Origin of the sequence: Gordonia sp. VNK1 (genome assembly GCF_040049135.1) — a bacterium.
GTDB classification, from domain to species: Bacteria; Actinomycetota; Actinomycetes; order Mycobacteriales; family Mycobacteriaceae; genus Gordonia; species Gordonia oleivorans.
Genome location: NZ_JBDZDJ010000017.1, coordinates 83,027 through 109,092 on the forward strand (window position 1 = coordinate 83,027; position 26,066 = coordinate 109,092).

Consider the following 26,066-nt stretch of genomic DNA (forward strand, 5'->3'; position numbering starts at 1 on the left):
CGACGGAGTGCCCGCCTCAGGCGAGGTGCAGGGTCGGCGAGTACATGTCGATCCAGTGAAACAGGTCCAGCGTGCGATCGAGTTGAGTCCGGGTCGCCCCGGTCAGCGTCGCGGCATCGGCGTCCACGGCGGAGCCGACCCAGTCGTGATCGACGAGCGAGAATACCGGATGGTCTCGGTCGGCGGCCACATCGGCGAGTTGCTGCTGAAGTGACTCGGCGTACTTCACATCCTGTGTCGACGGGTACGGGCTCTTGGTGCGATCGATCACCGACTGCGGCAACACATGTCGAGTGGCCTCGCGGAGCAGGCTCTTCTCCCGGCCGTCGAAGGTTTTGAACGCCCACGGTGTGTTGTACACGTACTCGACGAGTCGGTGATCGCAGAACGGTACGCGCACCTCGAGTCCGACCGCCATGGAGGCGCGATCCTTGCGATCGAGCAACATCCGCACCATTCGGGTCAGGTGCAGGTGGCAGATCTCGCGCATCCGGCGTTCGTCGCCGGTCTCGCCGTCGACGACGGGGACCGCCTCGAGCGCGGCCGAGTACTGATCGGCGACGTAGGCGTCGAGGTCGAGTTCGCGGCGCAGGTCCGGGGTGAGCAGTGCGTCGCGCCCGGTGGTCATCGACGATTGAAATGCCAACCACGGGAACGTATGTGCGGTGCGGGCGGCCTCGTCGAAGAACCAGCGGTAGCCGCCGAACACCTCGTCGGCCGACTCGCCCGACAAGGCGACCGTCGATTCCTCCCGAATCGCGCGGAACAGCAGGTACAGCGAGGTGTCCATGTCGCCCATACCCGCGGGGACGTCCCGCGCAGCGATGACGGCCCGGCGCACGTCGGGATCACTGAGATCGGCGGGGTTGAGGACGACGTCGCGGTGCATCGATCCCACATGCGCGGCCACATCCCGGACGAACGGGGAATCGGGGGTGTCACGCATCTCGTCGGGGGTGAAGTTGTCCTCCTGGTCGGCGAAGTCGACCGAATAGCTGTGCACCCGTTGCCCTTCGGTACCCAGACGCTTGGCGGCCAGACCGGTCAGCGCACTGGAGTCGAGCCCGCCGGAGAGCAGGACGCACCGCGGAACGTCGGCGATCAGCTGGCGATCGACGGTGTCGGTGAGCAGATCGCGCACCGTGTCGATGGTCAGATCCAGGGAGTCGCGGTGCCGGCGAGCGGGCAGCGTCCAGTAGGTGCGCTGCTGCGATCCGTTGCGGTTGACGGTCACCATCGCACCGGGCTCGAGTTCGCGGATATCCCGCCACAGCGCCCAGCCCGGTTGTTTGGTCATCGCGAACAGTTCGCGCAGCCCGTCGAGGTCGACGTCGCGGCCGATGAGCGGATTGGCCAGCAGCGCTTTGGGTTCGGAGCCGAAGACCACCCCGTCGGTGGTCTCCGAGAAGTAGAACGGCTTGATTCCCAGTCGATCTCGGACCATCGTCAACTCGTCGGTACGGCCGTCCCAGACCGCGAAGGCGAACATGCCGTTGAGGTGATGGGGGAGGTGTGCACCCCACTCCAGATAGCCGTGCAACACCACCTCGGTGTCGGAGTCGGTGATGAAATGATGCCCCCGCGAACGCAATTCCGTGCGCAGCTCCCGATAGTTGTACGTTTCGCCGCTGTAGACGATGGCCACCACGCCGTCGGGGGTCTCGACGGTCATCGGTTGATGACCGAGCGGCAGGTCGATGATCGCCAGCCGGCGATGGCCGAGGCCGATGTGGGTGTCGATGAAGACCCCACGGTCGTCGGGACCTCGCTTGGTCATCGTCGCCGTCATCGCGTCGATGACGTGACGTTCGTTGCGCAGATCGTGATGAAATCCGAGCCATCCGGTGATACCGCACATGACACACCCCTATCTAGTTAGCGTTGCTAAATAGTTGACCAGTGCCGTTCTAGCACAGGGGATGACAGGCGTCGAGAACGCCGAGAGCTATGTCCGGATTGTCGTGCGCGCGAGTGTCAGAGGATCTCGTCGATATTGTCGACGGGGCGGGCCAATCGGGTGCCCTTGTCCGTCACCACGAAGGGACGTTCGACGAGGATCGGATGAGCGACCATCTGCTCACGCAACGTCTCCTCGTCGGCGTCGGCGAGACCGAGTTCGGAGTAGAGCGACTCCCGCTTGCGTACCGCCTGAGCTGCGGTGAGCCCCGCATCGGCGAGCAACGTGTCGAGCTGTTCCCGGGTGAACGGCTCGTCGAGATACTTCACGATCCTCGGTTCGATCCCGGCGTCGCGCAGTTTCTGCAGCGTCTTGCGGGAGGTCGAGCATCGCGGGTTGTGATAGATCGTCGCGTCCACGGACTACACCCTAGTCGGCAGCCGCAACGTCACCGCGAGGGCCGCGACCGCGCAGATCGCGCCGATCAACGTCGGTGCGAGGGAGCCCGCGCGGTCGATCGCCACGGCGCCGACGAGGGCACCCAGACCAATCGAGAGGTTGAACGTGGTCGAGTAGATGGTGGTGGCCGCCTCCCGATGCGTCGGCGCCACCCGCAAGACCGTGGTCTGCAGGCCGATGGGGATCGCGGCGTAGCCCGCCGACCACACCATCAGCACCACCAGGACGAGCGGGGTGAGCGACGACGTGGCGACCACCAGGACCAGGGCGAGTGCGAGCAGGCCGACGAGCGCGGCCAGTGACGCACGAATGGAACGGGTCCGGGCCAGGAAGGCACCGGCCGCGAAGTTGCCCGCGACCCCGGCCACCCCCATCGCCAGCAGCACCGCGCTCACCAGGTCGGCGTCGATGCCGATGGTGTCCACGATCAGCGGCGTCACATAGGTGTAGGCGGCGTAGGCGCCGGTGATGACGAGTGCGGTGACGATGATCGTGACCCGCAGATTGCGCTCGCGCAGCATCGACGGCAGTCGACGCAGGGACAGGCTCCCGGCCGGGGCGACGGGCGTCATGAACATGGCGAGCGCCACCAACGTCACCGCCGACAGTCCGGACAACGCCCAGTAGGCACTCCGCCAGCCGGCGAGCTGACCGATGAAGGTGCCCAATGGCATCCCGGCGACCGAGGCGATGGACACGCCGGAGAAGGCGATGGTGTTGGCGCGCACCGCATGACGGGTGGAGACCAACGCCACCGCGGTCGGTGCGACGATGGTCCACATCTGGCCCAGGGCCACGCCGATCAGCACCCGCACGATCACCAGCGTCGCGTAGTTCGGGGCGAGGGCGGTGAGGGTGTTGCCGACCACGAACACCGCCATCACCGCCAGCGCGATCCGCCGGCGATCGATGCGGCGGGTCAGCGACGACAACGTCGGAGCGGCCACCGCGGCCACGAAGGCGAACACCGTGACGGTGAGTCCGATGAGCCCTTCGGACACGCCCAGGTCGGCGGCCATCGGCTGGAGCAGGCCGATGGGCATGATCTCGGTGGTGGTGATCGTGAAGACCGCCAACCCGAGTGCGGTCACCGCGGCCCAGTCGCGCGCGGTCACCGTCGAATCGGTGCGGCCCGTCACGGGCGTTGGGTTCTGCTCGGGCACGGGTGAAGGGTCTCCTCGTCGATGGGTGGACGTCGGCGGGGCGACACGACAGCGGGCCGTCGTCGACGATTATCGTCGACGACGGCCCGTCGGTCCCGATGAGCTCAGATGCGCCCGGCGTCAGGCGATGCCGTCGAAAAGACTTGTCACCGATCCGTTCTCGAACACCTCACGGATGGTCTGGGCGAGCAGCGGGGCAATGGAGAGCACGGTGAGCTGCTCGAACCGCTTCTCCTCCGGGATCGGCAGGGTGTCGGTGGCGATGACCTCGGTGGCGCCGCAGTTGGCCAGCCGCTCGGCGGCCGGGTCGGAGAACACCGCGTGGGTGGTGGCGATGACGACGTCACCGGCACCGGCGTCCTTGAGCTTGCTCACCGCGCCGGCGATGGTGCCGCCGGTGTCGATCATGTCGTCGATCAGCACGCAGGTGCGGCCCTCGACCTCGCCGACGACGCGGTGTGCGACAACCTGATTGGCGACCATCGGGTCGCGGGTCTTGTGGATGAACGCCACCGGGGCGCCGCCGAGGGCGTCGGCCCACTTCTCGGCGACCCGCACGCGGCCGGAGTCAGGGGAGACGATGGCGATGTTGTCGGTGCCGTACTTGCCGCGCACGTAATCCGAGAGCTGCCCGAGGGCGTGCATGTGATCGACCGGGCCGTCGAAGAAACCCTGGATCTGGTCGGTGTGCAGATCGACGGTGATGATGCGGTCGGCGCCGGCGGTCTTCATCAGGTCCGCGATGAGGCGAGCGGAGATGGGCTCACGACCGCGGTGCTTCTTGTCCTGGCGGGCGTAGGGGTAGAAGGGCAGGATCACGCTGATGCGTTTGGCCGAGCCGCGCTTGAGGGCGTCGATCATGATCAGCGACTCCATCACCCACTCGTTGAGCGGTGCTGGGCAGCTCTGCAGCACGAAGGCATCCGAACCGCGCACCGACTCCTCGAAGCGCACGAACAGCTCGCCGTTGGCGAAGTTGCGCGCCGTCTGCGGCGTCACCTTGATGCCCAGCTCGTCGGCGACGGCCTGCGCGAGATCCGGGTGCGCACGCCCCGCAAACAGCATCAGGTTCTTCTGGTTGTCGGTGGTCCAGGTCATGAAAACTCTTCTACTCGAGGTGGGGCTGGTGGGTAATGCTCGGTCAGTCGGTGGTCGGGGGTGAAGGTTGCTCGCCGGCCGCTTCGGCGGCCGTGGCCGCCGCGGTTCCGGGCCGCTTCCGGATCACCCAGTCCTCGATCGTGCGTTGTGCGCCCGCCGACACCGCGAGTGCGCCGGCCGGGATGTTTTCCCGCACGACGGTACCCGCACCGGTGTACGCGCCGTCACCGACCTGCACGGGTGCGACGAACATGTTGTCAGACCCGGTGCGGCAATTCGAACCGATCACCGTTTGGTGTTTGTTCACCCCGTCGTAATTGACGAACACGCTCGATGCGCCGATGTTCGACTCGTCACCGATGCGGGCGTCGCCGACGTAGGTCAGGTGCGGCACCTTCGAGCCCGCGCCGATGACGGCGTTCTTGGTCTCCACGAAGGTGCCGATCTTGCCGTGCGGACCGAGTTCGGTGCCCGGCCGCAGGTAGGCGAAGGGGCCGACGGAGGCGCCGTCGTGGATGACCGCGTCGCTGCCGTGGGTGCGGATGACGTGGGCGCCGGCACCGATCACCACGTCGGTGAGAGTGGTGTCCGGGCCGACGACGGCATCTTCGGCGATCGTGGTGCGCCCGTGTAGCTGGGTTCCCGGGTCGATGGTGACATCGGCGGAGATGGTGACGTCGACGTCGATCCAGGTGGTGGCCGGGTCGATGACGGTCACACCGGCGAGCTGGTGGCGCCGCACGATGCGACGGTTGAGTTCGGCGGCGAGTTCGGACAACTGGGCGCGGTCATTGCAGCCGGCGACCAGCATCGGGTCGTCGACGGTGAACGCGCGGACCAACTCGCCGCTCGTGCGGGCGATCTCCGCGACGTCGGTGAGGTAGTACTCGCCCTGGGAGTTGTGATTGGACAGTTCGCCGAGTGCGGCCCGCAGGGTGGCGGCGTCGGCGGCGTAGACACCCGCGTTGACCTCGGTGATCGCCAGCTGTTCGGGGGTTGCGTCTTTGTGTTCGACGATGGCCTGGACCGATTCGTCCCGGTCGCGGACGATGCGTCCGTAGCCGGTGGGATCGTCGGCGACGAACGTCGTCAGCGTGACCGCTGCGCCACCGTCGGCGGTGTGCGCGTCCACCAGCGTCGCGAGGGTGTCGGAATCGAGCAGTGGAACGTCGGCGGCGGTGATGACGACGGTGCCGTCGAAGTCGTCGGGCACCGCACTCAGTCCGACCTGCGCGGCGTGTCCGGTGCCGTGCGGTTCGTCCTGCACGGCGGTGAGGATGGTCTGCCCGAGGCGTTCGCCGACGCGGGTGACCTCCTCGGTGACGAGTTCACGTTCATGTCCGACCACGGTGACGAGATACGCCGGAGCGATTCCGGCGGCGGCGTGCAGACTGTGCCCGAGCAGGGTCCGTCCGGCCAGGGTGTGCAGGATCTTGGGTGTCTTGGACCGCATGCGGGTGCCCGCACCGGCCGCGAGAACGATGACGGCGGTCGTGGGTGACGTCGATGTCAAAGGAGGCCTCCGGTCCTCTCGGCGGCCCGGCCCGGCGCAAGAGGTGTGTGCGGCGGCCAGGTGCTGCTTTGCAGCGCGGCAACGGCCCGATAGTAGCGACATCTGTGGTCGGGTCGGACCCCGTACCCCGCCGCGCATCGTGCCTGATAGAACCAAAGGGACTCACATCACACTCGACGAACACCAATGAAGGGAAGTCGATGAGCGCACAGAAGACAGCAATCGTCACCGGATCGGCCCGCGGCATCGGAGCGGCCGTCGCCAAGCGACTCGCCGCCGACGGCCTCGCCGTGGCCGTGCTCGACCTCGACGAGGCGGCCACCGCCGACACCGTCAAGGCCATCACCGACGCCGGTGGCACCGCGATCGGTGTGGGCGCCAACGTCGCCGACGAGGAGTCGGTGAAGGCGGCCGTCGACACCATCGTGGAGAAGCTCGGCCCGCCGACCGTCGTCGTCAACAACGCCGGCATTCTGCGCGACAATCTGCTGTTCAAGATGACCGTCGACGACTGGGACGCCGTCATGGCCGTCCACCTGCGCGGTGCGTTCAACGTGACCAAGGCCGCGCAGAAGCACATGGTCGACGCCGGCTGGGGCCGCATCGTCAACCTGTCGAGCACCTCGGCGCTCGGAAACCGCGGTCAGGCCAACTACTCCGCCGCCAAGGCCGGCATGCAGGGCTTCACCAAGACCCTCGCCATCGAACTGGGCAAGTTCGGTGTGACCGCCAACGCGATCGCCCCCGGCTTCATCGAAACCGAGATGACCGCGGCCACCGCCGCCCGCGTCGGCGTGCCCTTCGAGGACTTCAAGAAGGCTGCCGCCAGCCAGATTCCGGTCAACCGCACCGGCGTCCCAGAGGACATCGCGCACACCGCGTCGTTCTTCATCAGCGAGGGTGCGGGCTTCGTGTCCGGCCAGGTGATCTACGTCGCCGGCGGCCCGAAGGACTGAGCTCGGCGGCTCCCGCGCAACCGTTTGCTTCCCGCGCACCGATACGAGGTGCGTGGGTAGCAAACGAGCGAGCGGGAATCGATGCGGAGCACGCGCGGTGCCTGTGGCACAATCGTGTCCGCAGTATTCCCCCATGGTGTAATCGGCAACACTTCTGATTTTGGTTCAGGCATTCTAGGTTCGAGTCCTGGTGGGGGAGCAACGGTATAACGCCAGTTCAAAGCTGGTTTTTGCCAACGCTCGATTTACCTCATGCAGACAAGATGCGGATATCGTGCGTGGGAACCCCTCGAAACGAACGACCCCGATCAGGTGTTGGAAGCACCTGCCGGGGTCTGGCGAGGGGATCGGCTCAGGATCCTCCACCGCGTTGACATGCACTCTACCGCTGTTGGGTGTGCGGGTCTAGCGCCACCGCTGATTGCGGTTCTCCCTTCGCCTCTACCGAAGGGAGACGTGCGGTGTCAGTCATTCGTAGGCAGCTCGTCGCTGCCGCACCCGATGATCCGTAACAGCCAAGCCGTCTGACTGCCGTCAGGCGGCCCTTCGTCGTTTTCGCGCACAGCCCGACGCAAACCAGCTGGCGTACGCACTGCCCCATTCACCCGATCAGTGGAGTGGCAGTTCCCCTGGAAGTACCCCCGCGGCCCGGTCCGGTGCCCTGCGGCGACGGTGCATGGGCGCTGACGACGGGACCAGCGGCGAACCGTCGGGACGCTTTGGGGGGTCGGACTATCTGCTTTGCCAGCCCACGAACAAAGGATTTCAATGAACAGCGATCAACTAAACCTGTTGTATGACAGAGCATCTGGTCATGGTCTTCACCCGGTGACGGTGAGGTACCTCCTTCAAATTCATGCGCCAACTCTGTATGCGGCGATGAGCTCCAAAGAGACTGTGCCGAAGCCGGAACGGCGGGGACGTGGGGTCGGGCCAGTGCCACAACCCGGATTCCGGGCGCCGCACTGGCAAACGCGGTGGTCCAAGACCTGCCTCCTGTGCGGAGGACCGTTGCTCGCCGGTGATCGGCTCGACCGCGTTGCACTCGGTGACTCGGGTGCTCGGTTTCCCCACGCTCTGTGCGCACGCGCCAAACGTGCTGCGGCGGCGCAGAAGCGGTATCACGACGCCGATGCGGCGCGTCGGCGTCGCGCCGGTCGAACACGTAACTCGTCGGCCCGCTGATGCAGTGTTCACGCATTTTCGGCTGCTCAGCTAAACAGCTATCTATTCAAAGATTTAACGAGACAAGGAGCTTCGCGTGACAAACGACCCAGCGAATAGGCCACGATCACTCGCAGAATTGCTGGCGCGGCAGCCGAGTGACGCTGAGCGTCAGCACCGCGCCAACGATCTGATCGGGCGGGCTCGCCTTGTCCGCGCGCACGGATGGGACGCATATCGCTACACGTGGTCGACGGGCGAAGTCGCCGGTGTGGCAATGATTCTGGATGACAACGCCGTTCTTTATGACGTCGCGGAGGACGAGTCTGCGGTACTCAGCACGTGGTCGGCGAACCTCTGGGGCATCGCTGGGGGAGAAGCCGACAGCGACAACGGCTATGAGCGGACACGCTGCTGGTTGAGCGAGCTTCGTGTCGCCCTCGAATAGGGCTTACGTGGCGAGAGGCGAAACCCGCGGATCGCGCCGCGCCGGCTAATCGACTTGGCCAATCAGATTTCAATTCATTTAGCCAAATATCCAAGTAGATCAACAGCTTTCAAAGAACGGAGTTCGAATGCTATCTATCGCGGTCGTCAACCTGAAGGGCGGATCGACGAAGACGACGTCTGCCGCCTACTTCCTGCACGCGCTCGCCGAATCGGGGCTGAAGGTGCTAGGTGTCGACGCTGACCCGGAAAACTGTTCGCTCGTGAGGTGGTCTGACCTCGCGAGCTGGTCGATTCCCGTCGTCGGGTTGCCAGTCAAAGACCTCCACCAGCGCCTTGAGTCGATCTCTGACGGGTTCGACGTTGCAGTGATCGATACTCCGCCAATGGAATCCGGACGAGGAATCGTTACGTCGGCCGTTCGGGCTGCCACACACATTGTGGTGCCGATGTCGCCAACGCCCATGGACTTCGATCGACTGCGTGCGGTCCTCGATCTGGTTGATGATGTAACGCCCTTGCGCAGCCAACCGCCGGCTGTCGCTGTGCTCCTGACCCGAGTGGTCACGAACTCGGCGTCGGCGGAGGCGTACAGCGCGGCGGCGAATGAGTTGGTGCCAGTCCTGCCCGCTCGCGTCGCACGGCTGGAGCGGTTCGCTCAAGCATTCGGCTGTGCAGTCGAGAACGCATTGAACACGGCCTACGGTGACGCCCTGCCCCAGTTGCTCGACGTGGAGGCGCGGGCATGAAATCGCGAGCAGAACAGATCCGCGAGCAGGCGGCGCGAGTTGTGGCTCAACCGTCGAATAGGTCCGCGGAGGGGGCAGGTGCACGGGCACGGCTGCCTGCGGTGCCGAAATCGAAGCGAGTCGGGAAAACCGTGAATCTCGATGCGAATCTCAACCAGCGCGTCGTCGCCTGGCAGACTGCGGCTGCCACCAGCCTCGGACTGCCGCGCGTGACGTTCCAGGCCGTCATCGATTGCCTGTTGGAGGAGTTGTTCGACGACGAGCGCCTGTCGATGCGTGTGCGCCAGCGTATCGATGAATCGCAATAACCATGTGGCGATTAGACCGGATGCGGATGCCAAGCCTGTTCTAGGTCGCTCGGTTTGCGGACGGATGGTCGCTCGCTCGCTGAGGGGTCCGCACGAAGCTCTCGTTGTCCCAGCATGAGAGGACGGCGGCGTAGCCGAGAGCCGTAGGAGTGCCCGTAAGTGTCGGGAAGTGATGGCACGATTGCCTCAGCGTGTAGGACTTCTGGCGACTTCACGTTGGTGCTTCACCTCGACCATCCGTCCAAGCAGGAGAACGACCTTGATCCTGAAAACCGTCTACGTCCGGTTCTTCCGGTCGTTCAACTTCGACTATCTACGTCAGGATATCGACGGAAAGAGGTATCCCTGGGAAGCGCTCAACACAGAGCCCGACGCCTACTATCCGTTTGTGCGCGTCGGCTTGGAGCACGACATCACTACCGTGGTTGGTGCCAACGAGTCTGGAAAGAGCCAGCTCATCTCCGCGATCCAGTGCCTCCTCGGCGATAAGCCAGTAGTCCCACGGGACTTCTGCCGGTACTCACGATTCTTCGGAGTCCGGGGAACGATGCCGACGCCGGAGTTCGGCGGGCGCTTCACCGATCTCACCCCTGACGAGCAAACCGCCGTGTCGGAAGCTGCCAGCCTCCACGCGGCACCGACAGAGTTCTACTTCTTCCGTCTGCAGCGTGGGAGCTTTGTCTACGTGAAGGACGGTGCCGGCGAGTATCAAGAGCACATAGTCCAGCCGAACGCAGAGAACTCACAGAAGCTCGAAGACGCTCTGCGACTCCCAGTCGCCCGGCGCGTCGACGCCAACGTCGTGTTGCCATCCAGCGCAAGCCTTTTCGACCTGCAATCGGGTGCCGTGACCCCGGACGTCCGAGATCGTAGCGCCTGGCTTGAACTCTTCAAGGTTCTCAAAGGCTATGCCGACGCACCCGAAGGCGCCACAGAGTCGATCTCAACCTTTGTGCCGAAGCCTCCAGAGCTTCCCGTCAGCGACCGGGAACGCGCCCGCAAGGCACTCCAACTCGTGCGTGACCTACTGGAAAACGTTGCCGACATCGACACGCAGGCGTACTCGGAACTGCTTGGCGCGGACGCAGCCGACGATGGGTACGCCTCTGCCCTCACCGCCAGCGTGACCGACGCCCTCGACGTAACGCTCAACTTCCCCAAGTGGTGGTCCCAGGACAAGGACTTTTCACTCCGTGTGCACAAGGACGCCTTCCACTTGGTCTTCACGCTGACCGATAAGACCGGACAGACATACACATTCGACGAGCGAAGCGGAGGCATGCAGTACTTCCTCAGCTACTTCATCCAACGTGAGGCATACCGACCGTTGAAGCCTGGGCGATCAGAAATCTTGCTCATCGACGAGCCGGACGCCTACCTCTCCACACAGGGGCAACAGGATCTCGTGAAGGTCTTCGCGCGCTACGCCGAGCCCGACGACGGGAAGCCAGCAGCGCAGATCCTGTACGTCACGCACAGCCCCTTCCTCATCGATAAGAACTACCCGCATCGCATCCGAGTACTTCAGAAGGGCGCCGGCGACGAAGGAACACGCATCGTGGAAAAGGCCGCGACCGACAAGTACGAACCGCTTCGCTCCGCCTTCTCCTCATTCCATGCCGACACCGCGTTTATCGGGACCTGCAACCTCCTGGTGGAAGGACCAGCAGACCTCATCCTCTTCTCGGGGATCTCGGCTGCCATGCAGCGACTCACGAAGGGCAACGCAACCCTCGACCTGAACTCGCTGACGATGGTGCCCGTCCACGGCGCTTCTAACTATCGCTACATGGTGCATCTGGCCCGCGGCCGGGACCTGGACCGACCGGCAATCGTCGTGCTCCTCGACTCTGACGGTGCTGGACGCGAGGCAGGGACAGCGCTCGGAAACCTGGAGAAGGGATACGGCAAGAAGCCACTCTTCAATCAGTCCTTGATCCTCCCGATCGATCGGCTACCGAAGGCGGAGCTTGCCCTGGATGTCGACGAGGTCCACGAGCCCGAGGACCTGGTGCCAGCGGCAGTCGCCCGCGTCGCATTGGTCCGGTTCAGCGAGGAGATCTTGTCCGATATCGACCGACAAGCACTTCTTGCGAAACTCCCAGAGGCCCTGGTCGTCAATGCAAGTGAGCGGCTGTTCGACCAAGCTAAGTCAGCTTTCGAGGCGGCTGCCGACGAGTCAAACGTTGCGGCCACGCTTGGCAAGATCGAATTCGCTCACGCAGTCTCCGCCGTGGCCCGCGAGGCCCACGACGACAGTGCACTCAAGGAGCTGTTCCAGAACTTCCACTGCCTGTTTGGGCAGTTGAACAAACTCCAGGATCAAGCGATGGCGGAGCACGCTCAAGAGCAGGTCAAGGAGGTCACCAAGCGAATCGTCGATCGCTTCAAGCGCGACCACCGGGCGCGGGCTCAGAAGGCCACCGTCTCTAAGCTCCTCGATGAGATCGAGGTACAACTGACTGGCTCCACGCCGGGCCACGAGGCCGTGCGAACCGCGGCTCGTCAGATCAGAGACGAGTTCAACCTTGCCGACACGCCGCTTCAGGACGTCGAGGACTTCCCCGCGCTTCGTGACCGGCTCAAGGAGCTAGTTGTCGCACCGGAACGTGTACAGTCGTGATTTCGCACCGAGTCTTCTCCGAGCGAGAATAATGGAGCGACCGCAATGCTCCACGGCTGATTCCAACTCAGGCGTCCTCGTCGGCCGATGTCTCGACCTCACGCCGCGCCCACCGACCTTCGATACGGTTCCCGTCATCGTGATCGAGCACGCATTAGAGAAACCGCAGCCGCTGCTCCCTGCCCGCCATGTGTGTGATTTGCATCACTACAATTATCGGCATCGGCGTCCGACTCGCGCAGAAGAATTGCGCGCTAACCTTAGCCCGAACAACAGCATCCCAGAACCCGTACCTTGGCCTTCAAGCGCCCGTCGAAGTCGCAGGCGTGGCGGCGGATCGCCAACGATCGTCTAAACGTAGCGTGACATCCGAAAGGTTTGAACCAGTGACTATCTGACTGTTCACAGCGCTGCTCACAGCGCTGCGGAAGACAGCGATTCTGGTCATCGACGTAACGTAAGGTGTGGTTGGACCTGCACATGCAGCCATACCTATGCCCACACGACACAGATCGGGTCGTGAGGCTGTCGCGCATTCCGGCCTAGAACATTTTGAGCATCGACGAGTCATGCATATGCCTGCACCTCGGACCCGGCCCCCGAAGTTTCGGCAAGAACGGCGCACAGAGTTCCAGCGGATACGGCATGATTGTTCGCGTACATCAGCGCGCTCGATGAAAGGGGCCTGCCTTGGTTGAGCCGGTGTCGTTGACGTTAGGCGCGGTGGTTGCGGCGCTGCTCACGAAGGCGGCAGACAAGAGTGGTGAGAACCTCGCCGACGGGGCGAGCGCTGCCGTAGGGCGTCTCGCGGCGTGGCTGCGAGAGCGGTTCTCGCGCGACGGTGACCAGCGTGCGGCCGGAGCTCTTGAGATGGCGGAGCGGATCACAGACAGTGATTCCGTTCGTCGAGAGCTGGCGGGCGTGATTGATGCTCGGGCTGCGACGGACGCCGCCTTCAGAACTGCACTCGAGAAGTTGCTTGCCGACGCCGAGCGGCACGGAGTCGAGGTCAAGTCGCTTACTCAGACGGCATGGGGTAACCAGAACGTCCAAGTTGCCGATGTGAGCGGATCTGCGGTGACGACCTCCATCGGAGGACCTCCGGGTAGTGACACCCACGCGAGCTAGACCGCCAAGACAACATGTCTGATGATCAGGGTCACCAATGGGTTCACGGCGACAAGAACGTGCAACTCAGCGGCGTCTCTGACTCAACGATCGAGATCCGCATAGATAGCCATGGTGACACCCGCGGGCCACTTGCGTTGGCGGAGGATGCGATGCAGGCGGGCCGAAAGTGCTTTCTGGCCAGTGACTTCCACGGCGCTTCTGAAAAGTATGAGTCCGCGGTCGAGTTCGCTGTACGAGCCTCAGACACTGACCTTGAGGTTCGAGCGCGTATGAACGCCGCACGAGCCCTTAGCGAAGTGCTCTTTGAAGCGCGCCGCCTAGGGAATCCGACGCTGGGTGCCATGCGACGATTCATCGACGAGCATCTTCGGATCGCCGAGCAGCGCGGCGCCGAGGAATCCGACATCACGCTCGAACGCGCGCTGGCGTCACTACTCGACGATGATCCTGCGAAGACGATCCGCTTAGCCCGTCAGGCACTTGACTTCGTTACGGAGGGCGTTGACGAGAAGTATTTGGTGAATGCGCTCATCGTGCTACTCAATGGCCATCGGAACGCGGGTAGCTCACCCGAAGCTATTGACGACCTCTCCGAGCGGGTGGCGGCTACGCTGCAATCGTCTTCGAACTGGGACTCGCGCGCGCTGCTAAGTGCAGAGTGGCTGCGCAGTAAATCCAGCCCGGAGGTGGCGCGCGAAGACGTCGTAACACTCTGCGAGGTCTTCCGTGGCGCGGCTGAACATACAGACTCACCAACTCGGCTGGCGCACGCGCTCGATGAGGTTCTGGCTGAGATCGCGGAGCACGGTGTGACGTCGGGCCTGCTGATGTTAGCCGAGCTGCGGTACGAACTCGCAGCACTCGTTGGCTCGGAGAAGGCGCTCTGTGCCACCGCACTCCAGACATCCGAAATCGCCGCTGCTCTTGGGGACCGGGCCACAGTCGATCGCTATCTGAGACTCGCCAGAGACAGCGCTGCGAGAGTTCATGCGTTGCCGGCGGGCGCGCCTGAAAGGTCGGAGTGGGACGGCCTTCAAGCCCTCGTATACCGAACTACCGGCAATACCATGCTCCGGTCTATCGACGCGGACGGTGCTGAGGGACTGCTACGTGTCGCTCGCCTGAAGGAGGTGGCAGCGGTATTCGAGCGGGCCATCGACTTCGCAGTTGAGCACCGAGATCAGTTGCGAGGAGACGTTGACGACTACCTTGCCGAGGTCCGATGGTCGCTCGCTCGAGTGAAGCATGATCTCGACAGACTGGCGGAGGCCGCCATGTTGTTTAGGCAGGTTCGGAGTGCTCCTGCAATGCGCCATCCACGGTTCGCCGCTGAGATCGGGCTTCCCGCGTGGCTCGGCGAGGCGCACTGTCTCCTACGATCCGGCCATGGGGAGGAGGCGAGCCTCGCAGTAAGACAGATCCTCGCTGATAGCCGAGCACAGGACGCGACGCGAGGAAACGCCGAACAACTTTCTGCCTACCTCGACAATGTTGTCTTGCCGAGAAACAGGTGGATGAACTCGCAGGCTGCGCGGGAGGTATCGCGTAGTGTGCGACAGGTTGGTCTACGAGCGACTATTGCCCAACAGATCGCACCCTTCGTCGAATGGTGTAAGGCCTGGCCGCGTGAAGACGACAGTCTCGGACCGTATGCCGGGCTATTTGACTTCTGGGGCCGTGGTGGATTCGCGCGCGTCGCTGCCGCTCTGCGGGAGAAGCCGCACTCGGCGATCGCTGTCGACGCCGAGACTGTCGATGAGGTCAGGATGTGGGCACAAATTCTCTGCCCTCTCTTCGAGACGGTTGTGATCAAGTGGAAGGGTCCGATCACCAGTACGGTTGCGATGGTTCCGCAGCGGGCGGACTACGGGGGTCCCGATTCGTTCGGCGGTCATGGCTACGTCACAATGGCAGGACTTCAGCTTTACGATGACTGGGCGCCGACCATCGGGTTTGCGAATCTCATTCCAGACCAAGTCGCGCACATGCTTGCAACTGAGGCCCTTCCCCTTCTTGAGGACGGCCGGCTGGTACTCGTGCCGGCGCCCGTCGTTGGTTGCACGCAGAGCATGGTGGGTTGGACGGACCATCTTCTGCTTGACTTTGTGGGCGGTGTTGTGAGCGTTGCCGATGGGCGCGACTCTGTGAATGAGGCAGAGGGGGCGGCTGCTCGTCCGCGCGTCCTCGACCTCGTTGGCCACTCATTGCCCTACATGGCCGATGTCGGGTTACAAGACCTGGCCAGAGTGCTCGATGAGGGGGATGAGTGGGTTCAACCGTTCCAGAGTCTGCTAGTGCAGTCCTTAAATAGCGATGGGCTGAAGACAGAGAACTGGCAGGGAATCACCTTGCTGGAGAACGACTTCCGGGATGCATCGCGGCAACTGAATGCATGGCTTCGCGATGTCAGCAAGGTCGGCGGTTGGCACGTGGCTGAGGTGCCGGCGGTCGTATCTGCTAGTTCCGCGGAGGAACTTGGCAGCGGAAGCGAGCCCGTCACCGACATGCTCAGGGCGATTACGAGACGCGAACCTGATCTCTCACCCTGGGTCCCCTACTGGAGACTTCAAGGGATGGGAGGACACCTCGATTGGAGCCGTCCTCTCGACAACCCATCTCGACCTTCCCCGCGGGCTGGCGAATCACCGACCGTTCATTCGTGGCTATGTCCGGGCACTCCAGGGTGGGTCATGCCCACTTATCGCGAGGCGTAAGGGTTGCGGTCATCTATGCAAGAGCACGCCATAATGAGCTTGCCGCGGTCGTTGCCCGCAGAGAATCCGGCGAACACCTTCTCGATCGCCGTGGCCTGATGCTGACGCGGCTCGTGCCGGACGGCCAGACCGATTTGCTGCACCGGAATCGTCTGATCATCGAGGGCGTCCTCGGCGTTGCGCCCCCACCAGTCGGTTGTCGAGATGATGATCCGGTTGGTGAACGGGTTCTTACCCGACGCGGTGAAGAACGAGTCGATGTCTCCGTTGCGCAGAGTGTGGGTCGGCTCGTAGAACTTGCACTGGATCGCCTTATACTCACCGCTGTCGCGCTCGCGGGCGAAGAGGTCGATCCCATTGTCCGGCTTGCCTTTACGGCCCGACCAGTCCATCCACCGCCACACCCTGTCGTACTGCTGGCTCAGCGTCGGGTCCAGGTCGAAGTAGCGGACCATCAACTGCTCAAACTTGGTCCCGCGTTCCGAGTTCGACGGCGCCTGCCGAAACGCCTCCATCACCTCGTGGATCGAACCCATACCCTGCTGCCTCCATGCTCGACGTCCTGCAGGAATGAGAGTAGGTTGCCGCGACGGTCACAACTGAGAGTTCACGATGCGTCCGTGTCGCGGCGGTGGGTGGCTCTGGGTGCCTTTCCGGCGATCGATCGCAGCCGCGCTAGCGGTAGACGGCCTCGGCGTCGACCTTGAGCCACCGGTCCGCGCGGGCAACGCTGAGAAGAGAAGGCATCGCCGTCTGACCAGCCGATCCCGTCTCTCCTCCTGGTTCGGCCGACGGTACCGGCACACGGAGTTGATTGAGTGCGTCGAGCTCGGCGTCGGTGGTGTAACCGGAGACCAGCCGCTTCTCCAGCCAGCCGAAGCGTGCGATCTGCTCCGCCGCTCGTAGTACCGTCCGCCGTCGCGAGTCCGGGAGCTGCCCGAGGACTTCCGCGAGCTCGGGTAGTAGCTCGGACACCACCGGGCCCGTCGCGACGCACCACAGCGCCAACGCCCACTCAGCTCGGCCGAGGTCGTCGTCGACGGTCTCCAGCTGCTCGCGCCACCAGTTGGCCTTGCCCACGTTGGCCCGCGCCTGACCAAGGAGCTCGGTTGGGTGTGCGGTCGCCCCGAACGCGGTGGCCTCAGGACGCTTGGTGTACGCGAGCTTGAAGGGGGATGCAGCACCGATGATTGCGATCTCCGAGGCAGTCCAGCAGGGTCCATAGTGATCGTGTACAGCTGTGGCGGTGTCCGCCCACGGGAAGGTGCTGCCCTTGTATCCGGGCCTGTACACACGCGTCTTGGCAACCTTCTCCCACGGCGAGCGGGCCTTTCGCAGCTGGGTGATGGCCTCAGATCGACGGCGCTTCGCCCGGTCGTCGCCGGAGATGAACCCGGTGGTGGAGCTTGTGAAGAACTCTTCGGGTGCCATAGCTGCGGCGACTTGCGCAGGCATGGAGCAGGTCGACGTAACGCACGGGCACTCGCCGTTCAGCACCGCAGTGAGCAGCGCCGCTTCGAACGCCCCTCCGGAGGTTGGGGCCAGGCCCGTACTGAGGTAGAGCTCGGCGGCGCCGTCCGAGAGGTCCATGTCTTCGAAGTCCACAGTGACCCCGGCTCCGGCTTCGCAACAGGCTCCGATCGCGAGCCACGCGTTCTGCTGCTCCGTGCCGATCGCTGCTGCGAGCTGCTCGTACCACCACTTCGAGAACTCGCTGCGCTGGTTGAGCAGCTCACGAAGCACCCGCACGCGTTGGGGGTTGGCGGTATCACTCGGGTTCTTGCTGATCAGTGTCGTCAGCCGTGACCATGTCGGGTCAGCACCGGCGGCCGTGGGGTTTGGCAGCTCGGGCAGTGGGGTGATGTCTCGGCGGTCGAGCGCGGACAGTAGGAAGTTCACCCCCGTGTCGGCACAGAGTGCCGTCAGTACCTTGCGCGCTTCGTGTGGTCGACGCTGGAATACGCCGTCAGTCAGAAGTGCCCACGCGGCGAGGTATGACGCGGGCGCCGACGTGTGTGGCAGCTCCTGTTCGATGCCGGCGGCCAGGACGTAGACGTCGCTGCCCTTCGCGTTGCCGCCGTAGAACCTGGCGGTGTTGAGCCAGTATGGGCGGCGTAGGAGCTCGCGCAGGACAATCGCCTTGTCGAAGTGGGGGTTGTCTTCGCCTGCGTTCCGGTACAGGAATCGGGCGGCGAAGTACTCCCGGAGGGAGAGAACCTCGAACTCGTAGGTGCCGTCCACTTGGCTGGTCAGTGCCCATAGACGGTCGCTGATGCCTACGAAGAGCTCGTCCACAATCGACTCTTGGTTGCCGTAGGTGCGCTGGAAGTGGCGCATCGCTGCCTTGAGGTCGTTGATGCTCATTCGGCCGTTGATCTGCGACTCCTCGGTATGCGCGTGCAGGTACCAACCGAGGAACGGGATGATCTCGAGCAGCTCCTCCTTGTGGTCGCGAACGGCCTTGGGGTGCTTGTTCGCCTCGCGGGCGAGGAGAAGCTCTACGTACGTGTCGTAGAGGTCGGTCCGCTGTGTCGGGGTGGCCGCGCCCTGACGGTGGAGCAGGTCCAGCAGGATCGTCAACTGCATCGGGTTGCCGGCGAGTTCGTGGATGTAGGGCTCGCGGCTCTTCTCGTTGAAGCTCTTCCGCAGCTCCCGGCCGTCCTTGCCCCTGATTTCCCGGACCGCGCACCACTTGCGCAGGTAGTCGGCCCGTTGCTCGCCCGTGAGCTGGTTCAACGTGATGATCTCGAACTTGTCCAGGGTTGGCTCCGGGAGCGCACCCGCGCTCGGCCGCGTGGTGACAACGACCTTGAGCGGCTCGGTGTAGGACTTCCCTCGCCCGGCGAACGCGTCGATCTCGCTGACGACCCGCCGCCGGGTGCTGGCGCTGCCGACCTCATCGAGTCCGTCAAGCACAACGAGGCTGGGAACTCGTTCGAAGATGCCCTGCACCGTGTCGGCAGTAGCGGTGATGCCGCCGCTCGCATGCGTCATGAGGTCAGCGATGAAGCACTCGACGGTCGCCTTCTCGCCCTTGCGCGCCTTATCCCGCTTTCGCTTGCGGTCATCGGAGTGATCCCACACGTCGTTGCCGGCGAGCCACAGAGCATAGTCGCTCAGATCCAACCGGATCGGGAACCGTGGATTATCGAGCGCAGGTAGGGCCTTGGGTCGCTCCGACTCCGGAATGAATGCACTGCGGTGAACTTGGCAGATGTACTGACTGAGTGTGGACTTTCCCTGCCCCGGAGCGCCTCGCACCAGTGTGAACGGCATCGGTGTGTGCAGCAGGTGATGCGCAGCGCCGCCGAGTTCGTTCGAGTAGAGCCCTTGAGCGCGGGCTCTGTCCGGGGAGCGTACGAGCTCTGCGGTGACGTCGACGAAGAGGTCCGCCATCCTCTTCCGGTCCACCTCGACTTGGCTGAACTTGACCCGTTGGTCGTCATCCCACTGCGACGCGGCAACCTGCCGGATCAGCTTGCGCTCCGCCTGGTTCTTGGTGGCGCCGACCTGCTCGGCGACCAGGAATCGGATCAGGTCCCACCCGGCGAGCATGTCGGCGTAGGCCCACTTGATCGAGTCCTCGGAGTTGTCGAGCCACGAGTTGAGCGCCTCGCGCCAGATGCACGACATCTCGTCGAAGCCGAGCTCCTCGGCATACGCGTCCAGCTTTTTGTTCAGCTGCGCGAAGGTGCCGGTCCCGGGCTTGGCGGTGCTCGGCACGTTCGTCACCAGGACGTAGTGCCGCACATCTTCTTTCGCCAGCCGCCGCAGGTTGTCCAGCTCCTTCTTCACCTGGGCGTCCAGCCAGCTGACGGGGTTCTTCTCCGAGCCGGACATGGACCACTTGACCTGGTAGATCAGCACTGTCGACGGGTCGAGCTTGCGCTGCCCATCGATGCCGCCGTCAGCCTGGCGTAGCGCCATGGGTGTGAAGTTCGGGAATTGCGCGGCGAGCAGTGTGTTGACGAGCTGCTGGAAGTCGTGATCACCCAGGCGCTCGTAGAGGTAGCGGTGACGACTCTCGGGCATGGACGACTCCTAGAACTCCAACCCGATCGTGTCAATTGCGGCGTCGGGAACTCCGAATGCTGATTCCATTCAACCCGCTGGCGTTGCGCTGATCGTGGAGATACTCGGCCGGAGTGTCACTGGACACTGGCTCGGAGTTGCCTGCCAGAATCGCACCATGGCCGGTCGCTGCTGCCGAAACTACGCAAATGTGGCTATCGGAAGTCCCCGGCTGACGATCGCGGACACGGGGTCAGTCACTCATGCCGTCGTCGGATGCGCAGAAGTAGTACCGCAGCGCAGCCCCCTGAAGGTCGAGGCCCCGCCAGCACGACGGGGCCTCGATATGAACGCCAGTTGACGCTGGCATTCCTGCCGCTCCAAGGCGCTTCTAGTATATGCGATCGACAAACTCGGCGGCTGGAGGCTGGCTGCTGACGTCTAGATCTCGTCCAAGTGACGATTGGGGCCGCCCCTGTCGATTTAGGTGGTTAGCTGTTTGTTCAAGAATCTAAGCGGGGCAACCCATTCGGACTCCTCGTTGGGGTCTGAAGTTAGTTGCTCATCGCTGAATGACCACGGGTCACGAAGTTGTTGGCCTACAAGACCGCGATCAGTGTTCCACTCCGGATCAGAATCACCGGTGAACAACGCGGCGATGTCCTCGTAACGGCGCCACGTGCGCGGAGCGCGGCCGTCAGCAGCTCGCCGCCGAGCGACAAACCACTGAAACATCCACCTCAGGTACACGTTCGGTCCTCTCACAATTGCTCAACGATCGTGACGCGTCCACGACGTCTGTGGAGGGCGGGAGCCGAACGTCGCGCCACACAGGGAATGGCCTTGTACTGGAGTATCCGCCCGATAGCGGACGGCGCCAAAGTGGCTGTAGATGCGACGCCGTCACTTGATAGGAAAGCCGCCGTACGATCTCGCGGACTACCAATCACGCGGCGGCAGTGATTATGGCGATTCGTCGACAGCGATGGACATCGGCTCGGCGAGGATGCGGGCCACAACGTCACGCTGCGCGTCCGTGAGCTTGTCTGCAGAGGTGCCGCGCAGGACGAGCGCTGCCCACACCGTCTCGCTCATCGGGCAGCTACCACACGTGCGCGGCCCGACCACGCCAAACTGTCCGATGCGCGGCGGGTAGTCCCAGCCGGACTCGAATGCCTCGGTCGCCGTGAGCACGGCCTCGACGCCGCAGACCTCACAGACATGGCGGAGCTTCCAGTGCGCCATCTCGGGTTCAAGTAGCTTGCCTGAGCTGGGCATCAGAACGGCCCCGGACGGACGGCGGCTGTAGTGCGCCTGGTCGGGCACTGCCGTTACGGTCGCGTCGGCGACGGTGACGCTCGCACCCTCGGTTGAAAGGGTGGCGAGCTGCTCGCGCGTCACGGTGATGATGCCCTCGGCCACGCCGGCGGTCAGCTCCGCCGGGGTAGCTGCCTCAACCGCGTGGACAGTGGCGTCGCCGGTGCCCGCTGCGAGCATGCGGGCAGACTGCGGATCGTTGAGCTTCGCGATGAGCACCGCGACGTTGCGGGCGGTGAGCTCAAGTGTTCGGGTGGCTTCATGCCATTCCATGGGTCCTCCAATATGGCGACTCGGGCGTCACGACCTCTCCAGGGCAACTCGCGTATTCCCGGATAGCCGGCGGCTGTCGTTAGGACGTTCTCGGTTGCGATGGCGGGGAGTTCGTCGTGAGCTGGACGCGTTGCCGCAGTGACGAACACATCTGCGTTTCCCAGGTTCCACGATCGACCGCCGCGGGGTTCGTATGCGATGACCGAACCTCCTGCGACTCCGACGAGCAGTTCGCAGAGAGTAATCCGAGGACGTCGGGCATGGTCGGGGACACTATCTATCCGCGACGCGGCCTCTGTGATTGGTACTTGTCCGACCTTGGTCGAGTTGCTTTCGAATAGAGTCACATTTTTCGCACCAGCGGGGCCCCTCGCATAGTGGACAGATGGGATGGTGTGGATCTCATTTCTACACGGGTAGTCTGACACTTGTCGCGCGAAATTCTTTCTCACACTGGGCGGACGGGCGTAGGCTGAGTTCTAGCGCAGCTCGCCGAGGTGGCCGCCGTTAAGGTAGTGGCATAGAGCGAACGCCTCCGACTTCGCGGCATCGCCCGCGAAGGTCTCGACCCCTACCCATTTGCCAGGCTGTGGGTCCCAATAGCAGACCTGATAGATAAGCTTGTCCGTGCTCGCATTGACCAGCCGTACAACATGACTCACCTGTGGCCGCCAGGCTCTTCACGCGGCGTCGGCAGTTCATTGCACTCGACTCGGCGCATCATCACGACAGCCCCATATCCGGGGACGGTGACGTAACCGAACGCTCCCTCAATCGAACACCCCACTTTGTGATCCTCTTTCCGATTGTCCGGAAAATTGTTCAACATAATAGTAGGTCGTTACTCTTCGGCGCGCCCGGGGCGAGTGCGAGAACTAGTTTGCATTTTCCTCCGGTTTAGCTGTTTGGGTAAACATTGAAATACCTATTTGCGGAAATGTGCAAATTCGGACTCGCAGGACTTCGCAACCAGCACAACCGAGGGGGTACCCGCACTCACCTAACCGACTCGCCCGGACGAAGGATCCTCCAATACATCATCACCCAAGGGCTTGACCTCGATTGTCGGGACCTCCGCTCAGGGCATCAGGCTGACACTCGCCCGTGGGCAACGACGGGCGTCGCGGATTCTGATACTCCCGGCAGGTGCCCAGATAAGCTCCGTGCTACACGTATTCTGAGAGAAAGGGCGCTGTGTCGACGGACGGCGAACTCGACCTGTCACGGCCATCGGCGACGCGAACCCAGCATGCGATTCGCTTGTTGGCGTTGATGCATCGGTGCGGTGAACAACCAACGAAGTCGGACCCTCCCGGCACGGTCACCGTGGTACGCAGCGAACTCCGGTTGCAAGCGATGGACTTCTGGTTGCGTAACCCTGACTACTTGGCGGACGAACTCATCACGCTGGTGGAATCCGGCGCCCTCGACGACTCCTACGTGTGTGTTGCTGAGCGTCTCCTGAACGATCCGGAGCCGGACCTGCGCTACTACCCAATGCCCAAGTGGCTGCACGGCGCATTCGAGCCGCTCGACGACGCGTTCTCGCTGCTGGAGACGTACGACTTGGCAACCGCCGTACGAAGAGGAACGCCGGGTCACAATGTGGCGAAGACCCAGTTTTTCTTGACCGAAGCGGGAGCCGCGGCGGCCCAAACGCTGGCCGAGGACGCCACCTTGGGGTGGTACTCGCAGCAGGTCGAGCTGGTCGCGCTTGTTGCCGGTGACGAAGTGGGGAGCCGCTTGAAGGACAGGCAGTACCTCCAGACCACCTACGCGAACACTGACCTTGGCGCGAACATCGCGTCGATTGCGGACCGAGTTCGCGTGCGTCTGGTCGCCCACACGCACGATGGTGGAGCGGAGGAGAACTCGTGAGTGTGCTGGCAGACGCGGTTGTCGCTGAGCTCGCTCGGCTTGCCAGGCGAGCAGCACGGGCAGCCGAGAAGAGGAACGCAGAGGACGGCCCCGCGCCATCTTCACTGCCCATCGATGACGCGATTGACGAGCGGGACTTCGATGAAGACGTTGCCGGGGCTGCGGCCGCCGGTACCGCTGACGTGATCTCGGCTGAGACCGTCGACGAGATCCTGGAGAAGCACGACATCCCGGCGTACGCCTCGAAAGCGATCCCCGTGTCCCTGCGAGTGAGCCGCGTTCACTTCGCAGGTGTGAAGCGGCTACCGGCGACACATCAACTCGCGGTCGGCTATGACGTGATCGTTCCCGACGACGACTCTGCGATGGATGCCGCCGATCCTGCGCCACGGCCGGATGACGTCGAAGCCGATGCGGATACCGGCGTCCACACTACCGCCGACGAGGCGGATACCAGCGGGGATGGTGAGCCAGCTGAGGGCGACGTCGCCGAGAACGTGCCGAGCGTGGAGATACCGTTCTCGTGGACGTGGGAGCCGCCGGCCGGTGTCAACGGAGTTGGGAGCAACCGGAACCTGCGCGGTAAGTCGACTGTGTTGAACGTGATCATGTGGGCGTTGTCAGGGCGATGCGCGAACTTCCAGGTCGACAACAAGAAGTGGATCCGGCACGTCGAAGTCGACTGGCTGATCGGAACCGAGAGCGTACGGGTCGAGTTCGATGCTGACAATGGTCACGCCGTCGGGACGGTCGGCCTCGTCGCAGGCTCCGAACAACTCCGATCGCTGGGAAGCTTCGACGGCGAAGAGGAGTTCGTGGGCGTCATGGGATCGGTCATGATGGCCCGTCTCCGGCTCGCGGAGATCCCGACGTGGACCAAGGACCGCGAAGTCGTGCACCGGTGGCCGGCGTACGCGAGCGCATTCGCAGTGCGCGCCGAGCAGTTAGACCCGGTGGTCGGCAACGTGAAGGTCCTGGGCGTCCGGATGCTGCAGATGTTAGTCGGAACCGACTGGGGGCCTGCGCTCGTCGCGACGCAAGCGGCGCTCAAAGAATGGGAAGCTGAGCGATCTGCCGCGGAGGCCAAGGCCGAAGTCGCCGATCAGGCGGTCAGCGAACAGCGGAAGAAGGCACAGGCGACTGTACATCGTCTCAGCGCCGCTATGAAGGCGATAGATACCGGGACTCCGGACGCAGCGAAGCTCCACTCGGCGGCCGCTGCGGCGACGAAGCTGGCGCACGAAGTGCATGTTCTGGAGCGATCGGTGATGGAAGCCGACTCACAGCTGGATACGGTGCGGCTCCAGCTTCGGGCCGCGAAGGCGCGCACTCATACGCAGCTCGAGGATGCCCTCGCGACACAGTTCTTCCACCAGATGCGGCCGACGGTGTGCCCGCGGTGCACCTCGACGATCACGCCAGAACAGCATGCCGCCGAGACCGACAGGCATGAATGCTCTCTGTGCTCGAAGGGGTTGCAACTCGAGGAAGTCGATGCAGTCCCGGCCACGGCCGCCGACGGATCCCCGGTCACCGACGACGACATGCCTGTAGACGAAGTTCAAGCGCTTGAGGCCGCGTTCGCAGAGGCGAGACACCGGATCGATGCGCTCAATGCCGAGATCGCCACGAAGAAGGAGGGGTTGGCTTCAGCGGAAGCACAGGGTGTCGATGCGATGCGGGAGGTCACGGTTGCTGAGGAGCGTCGGGCACTCGAGCTCGACCTGGCCCGCGCGGAAGGGGCACTCGGCGCGCTGAGTGGAGCTTCCGGCTCCCTCGTTGGCGACTCGGTCGACACGACGGCCTTCGAGGTCCTCGAAGCGGCGAACACTGTTCTGTCCAAATGGGTTCGTGAGCAGCAGGATCCGTTGCTGGAGGACATCTCGGCCGACATCGAAACACTCGCCGTCGGATTCGGCGCTGACAGCCTCTCGAACATCAAGCTCGGAGGTGGTGGGCGGTTGAGTGTCACGAAAGGCGACGGGCGTACGACGTACTCGTCTCTGACCCCCGGCGAGAAACTCCGGGTGAAGATCGCGACCGCGGTCGCGATCATCAAGCATGGGTACGTCGCAGGCATCGGCCGCCACCCTGGGTTCCTGGTTCTCGACTCCCCCGCCGCGGAGGAGATGCCGGAGGAGGATCTCGCGGTGTTAATCGCGGCGCTGGTCGATGTCGCGGGCAAGGCCGGCATGCAGATCTTCGTGGGCACGCGCACGACACGACCGCTCGTGGATTGCCTGCCGGAAGAGAACCGCAGGCTCGCGATCGGGGACGACTACTTGTGGTGACCCCACGAGACGCGCCGCGTGACAGGGTTGTGGACGTACGGCTGGTAGTCCAGCACCGTGAACGACGATCTTGT

The 26,066-nt window shown here is 63.7% G+C and carries 16 protein-coding genes, 1 tRNA gene and 1 pseudogene; 10 read left to right on the forward strand and 8 right to left on the reverse strand.

The window, feature by feature from the left end; genetic code table 11:
* Positions 1-16: 16 nt before the first annotated feature.
* The 5 genes from asnB to glmU all read right to left on the reverse strand — a co-directional run bounded on the left by asnB (position 17) and on the right by glmU (position 6,130).
* Entirely contained in the window at positions 17-1,858 is a 1,842-nt protein-coding gene (asnB, locus tag ABLE94_RS19150) for an asparagine synthase (glutamine-hydrolyzing) (RefSeq protein ID WP_348809539.1), read from the reverse strand.
* Between the two features lie 116 nt (positions 1,859-1,974).
* On the reverse strand, positions 1,975-2,316 hold the full coding sequence (arsC, locus tag ABLE94_RS19155) for an arsenate reductase (glutaredoxin) (RefSeq protein WP_348809540.1): 342 nt from the start codon (positions 2,314-2,316) through the stop codon (positions 1,975-1,977).
* A 3-nt stretch (positions 2,317-2,319) separates the two neighbouring features.
* Positions 2,320-3,519 (reverse strand): MFS transporter, encoded by a 1,200-nt coding sequence (locus ABLE94_RS19160; RefSeq protein ID WP_348809541.1) that lies wholly within the window; start codon positions 3,517-3,519, stop codon positions 2,320-2,322.
* A gap of 120 nt (positions 3,520-3,639) precedes the next feature.
* A complete protein-coding gene (locus ABLE94_RS19165) occupies positions 3,640-4,617 on the reverse strand; it encodes a ribose-phosphate diphosphokinase (protein WP_348802905.1) in 978 nt (325 codons plus the stop codon).
* Between the two features lie 43 nt (positions 4,618-4,660).
* A complete protein-coding gene (glmU, locus tag ABLE94_RS19170) occupies positions 4,661-6,130 on the reverse strand; it encodes a bifunctional UDP-N-acetylglucosamine diphosphorylase/glucosamine-1-phosphate N-acetyltransferase GlmU (protein ID WP_348809542.1) in 1,470 nt (489 codons plus the stop codon).
* Positions 6,131-6,330: 200 nt separating this feature from the next.
* On the opposite strand from glmU, the gene ABLE94_RS19175 reads away from it, so the two are divergent.
* The 8 genes from ABLE94_RS19175 to ABLE94_RS19210 all read left to right on the forward strand — a co-directional run bounded on the left by ABLE94_RS19175 (position 6,331) and on the right by ABLE94_RS19210 (position 16,222).
* Complete coding sequence (locus ABLE94_RS19175) at positions 6,331-7,086, forward strand: SDR family oxidoreductase (protein WP_348802903.1); 756 nt, start codon at positions 6,331-6,333, stop codon at positions 7,084-7,086.
* 127 nt (positions 7,087-7,213) lie between these two features.
* Positions 7,214-7,285 (forward strand) — tRNA-Gln (locus ABLE94_RS19180).
* A gap of 1,062 nt (positions 7,286-8,347) precedes the next feature.
* Positions 8,348-8,698, forward strand: a complete 351-nt coding sequence (locus ABLE94_RS19185) for a hypothetical protein (protein ID WP_348809543.1) — start codon at positions 8,348-8,350, stop codon at positions 8,696-8,698.
* Positions 8,699-8,825: 127 nt separating this feature from the next.
* On the forward strand, positions 8,826-9,446 hold the full coding sequence (locus ABLE94_RS19190) for an AAA family ATPase (RefSeq protein ID WP_348809544.1): 621 nt from the start codon (positions 8,826-8,828) through the stop codon (positions 9,444-9,446).
* Positions 9,443-9,754 (forward strand): hypothetical protein, encoded by a 312-nt coding sequence (locus ABLE94_RS19195; RefSeq protein ID WP_348809545.1) that lies wholly within the window; start codon positions 9,443-9,445, stop codon positions 9,752-9,754. Before ABLE94_RS19190 ends, ABLE94_RS19195 begins: the two co-directional genes overlap by 4 nt.
* A 259-nt stretch (positions 9,755-10,013) precedes the next feature.
* On the forward strand, positions 10,014-12,377 hold the full coding sequence (locus tag ABLE94_RS19200) for an AAA family ATPase (protein ID WP_348809546.1): 2,364 nt from the start codon (positions 10,014-10,016) through the stop codon (positions 12,375-12,377).
* 690 nt (positions 12,378-13,067) lie between these two features.
* Positions 13,068-13,505 (forward strand): hypothetical protein, encoded by a 438-nt coding sequence (locus ABLE94_RS19205; protein WP_348809547.1) that lies wholly within the window; start codon positions 13,068-13,070, stop codon positions 13,503-13,505.
* Positions 13,506-13,519: 14 nt separating this feature from the next.
* On the forward strand, positions 13,520-16,222 hold the full coding sequence (locus ABLE94_RS19210; protein WP_348809548.1) for an ATP-binding protein: 2,703 nt from the start codon (positions 13,520-13,522) through the stop codon (positions 16,220-16,222).
* 23 nt (positions 16,223-16,245) lie between these two features.
* On the opposite strand, the pseudogene ABLE94_RS19215 reads toward ABLE94_RS19210, so the two are convergent.
* The 3 genes and pseudogenes from ABLE94_RS19215 to ABLE94_RS19225 form a co-directional block, all read right to left on the reverse strand.
* Positions 16,246-16,758 (reverse strand): annotated as a pseudogene (locus tag ABLE94_RS19215) (restriction endonuclease); the annotation flags it as partial.
* A gap of 139 nt (positions 16,759-16,897) precedes the next feature.
* Positions 16,898-20,254 carry an NACHT domain-containing protein gene (locus tag ABLE94_RS19220; RefSeq protein WP_348809549.1) on the reverse strand — a complete coding sequence of 1,119 codons (3,357 nt, stop codon included), beginning with the start codon at positions 20,252-20,254 and terminating at the stop codon, positions 16,898-16,900.
* A 942-nt stretch (positions 20,255-21,196) separates the two neighbouring features.
* Positions 21,197-21,823: a hypothetical protein gene (locus ABLE94_RS19225; RefSeq protein WP_348809550.1), complete on the reverse strand. Its 627-nt coding sequence runs from the start codon at positions 21,821-21,823 to the stop codon at positions 21,197-21,199.
* Between the two features lie 1,194 nt (positions 21,824-23,017).
* Here ABLE94_RS19225 and ABLE94_RS19230 point away from each other — a divergent pair.
* Together ABLE94_RS19230 and ABLE94_RS19235 are read left to right on the forward strand one after the other, a co-directional pair.
* Positions 23,018-23,701 carry a hypothetical protein gene (locus tag ABLE94_RS19230; protein ID WP_348809551.1) on the forward strand — a complete coding sequence of 228 codons (684 nt, stop codon included), beginning with the start codon at positions 23,018-23,020 and terminating at the stop codon, positions 23,699-23,701.
* Positions 23,698-25,992: a hypothetical protein gene (locus ABLE94_RS19235; RefSeq protein ID WP_348809552.1), complete on the forward strand. Its 2,295-nt coding sequence runs from the start codon at positions 23,698-23,700 to the stop codon at positions 25,990-25,992. Before ABLE94_RS19230 ends, ABLE94_RS19235 begins: the two co-directional genes overlap by 4 nt.
* Positions 25,993-26,066 lie beyond the last annotated feature (74 nt).

Bases quoted from the DNA above. Each gene is read 5' to 3' on its own strand.
- ABLE94_RS19225 (WP_348809550.1), bottom strand. From the start codon at position 21,823: ATGGAATGGCATGAAGCCACCCGAACACTTGAGCTCACCGCCCGCAAC.
- ABLE94_RS19175 (WP_348802903.1), top strand. From the start codon at position 6,331: ATGAGCGCACAGAAGACAGCAATCGTCACCGGATCGGCCCGCGGCATC.
- ABLE94_RS19210 (WP_348809548.1), top strand. From the start codon at position 13,520: ATGTCTGATGATCAGGGTCACCAATGGGTTCACGGCGACAAGAACGTG.
- ABLE94_RS19195 (WP_348809545.1), top strand. From the start codon at position 9,443: ATGAAATCGCGAGCAGAACAGATCCGCGAGCAGGCGGCGCGAGTTGTG.
- ABLE94_RS19165 (WP_348802905.1), bottom strand. From the start codon at position 4,617: ATGACCTGGACCACCGACAACCAGAAGAACCTGATGCTGTTTGCGGGG.
- ABLE94_RS19220 (WP_348809549.1), bottom strand. From the start codon at position 20,254: ATGCCCGAGAGTCGTCACCGCTACCTCTACGAGCGCCTGGGTGATCAC.
- asnB (WP_348809539.1), bottom strand. From the start codon at position 1,858: ATGTGCGGTATCACCGGATGGCTCGGATTTCATCACGATCTGCGCAAC.
- ABLE94_RS19190 (WP_348809544.1), top strand. From the start codon at position 8,826: ATGCTATCTATCGCGGTCGTCAACCTGAAGGGCGGATCGACGAAGACG.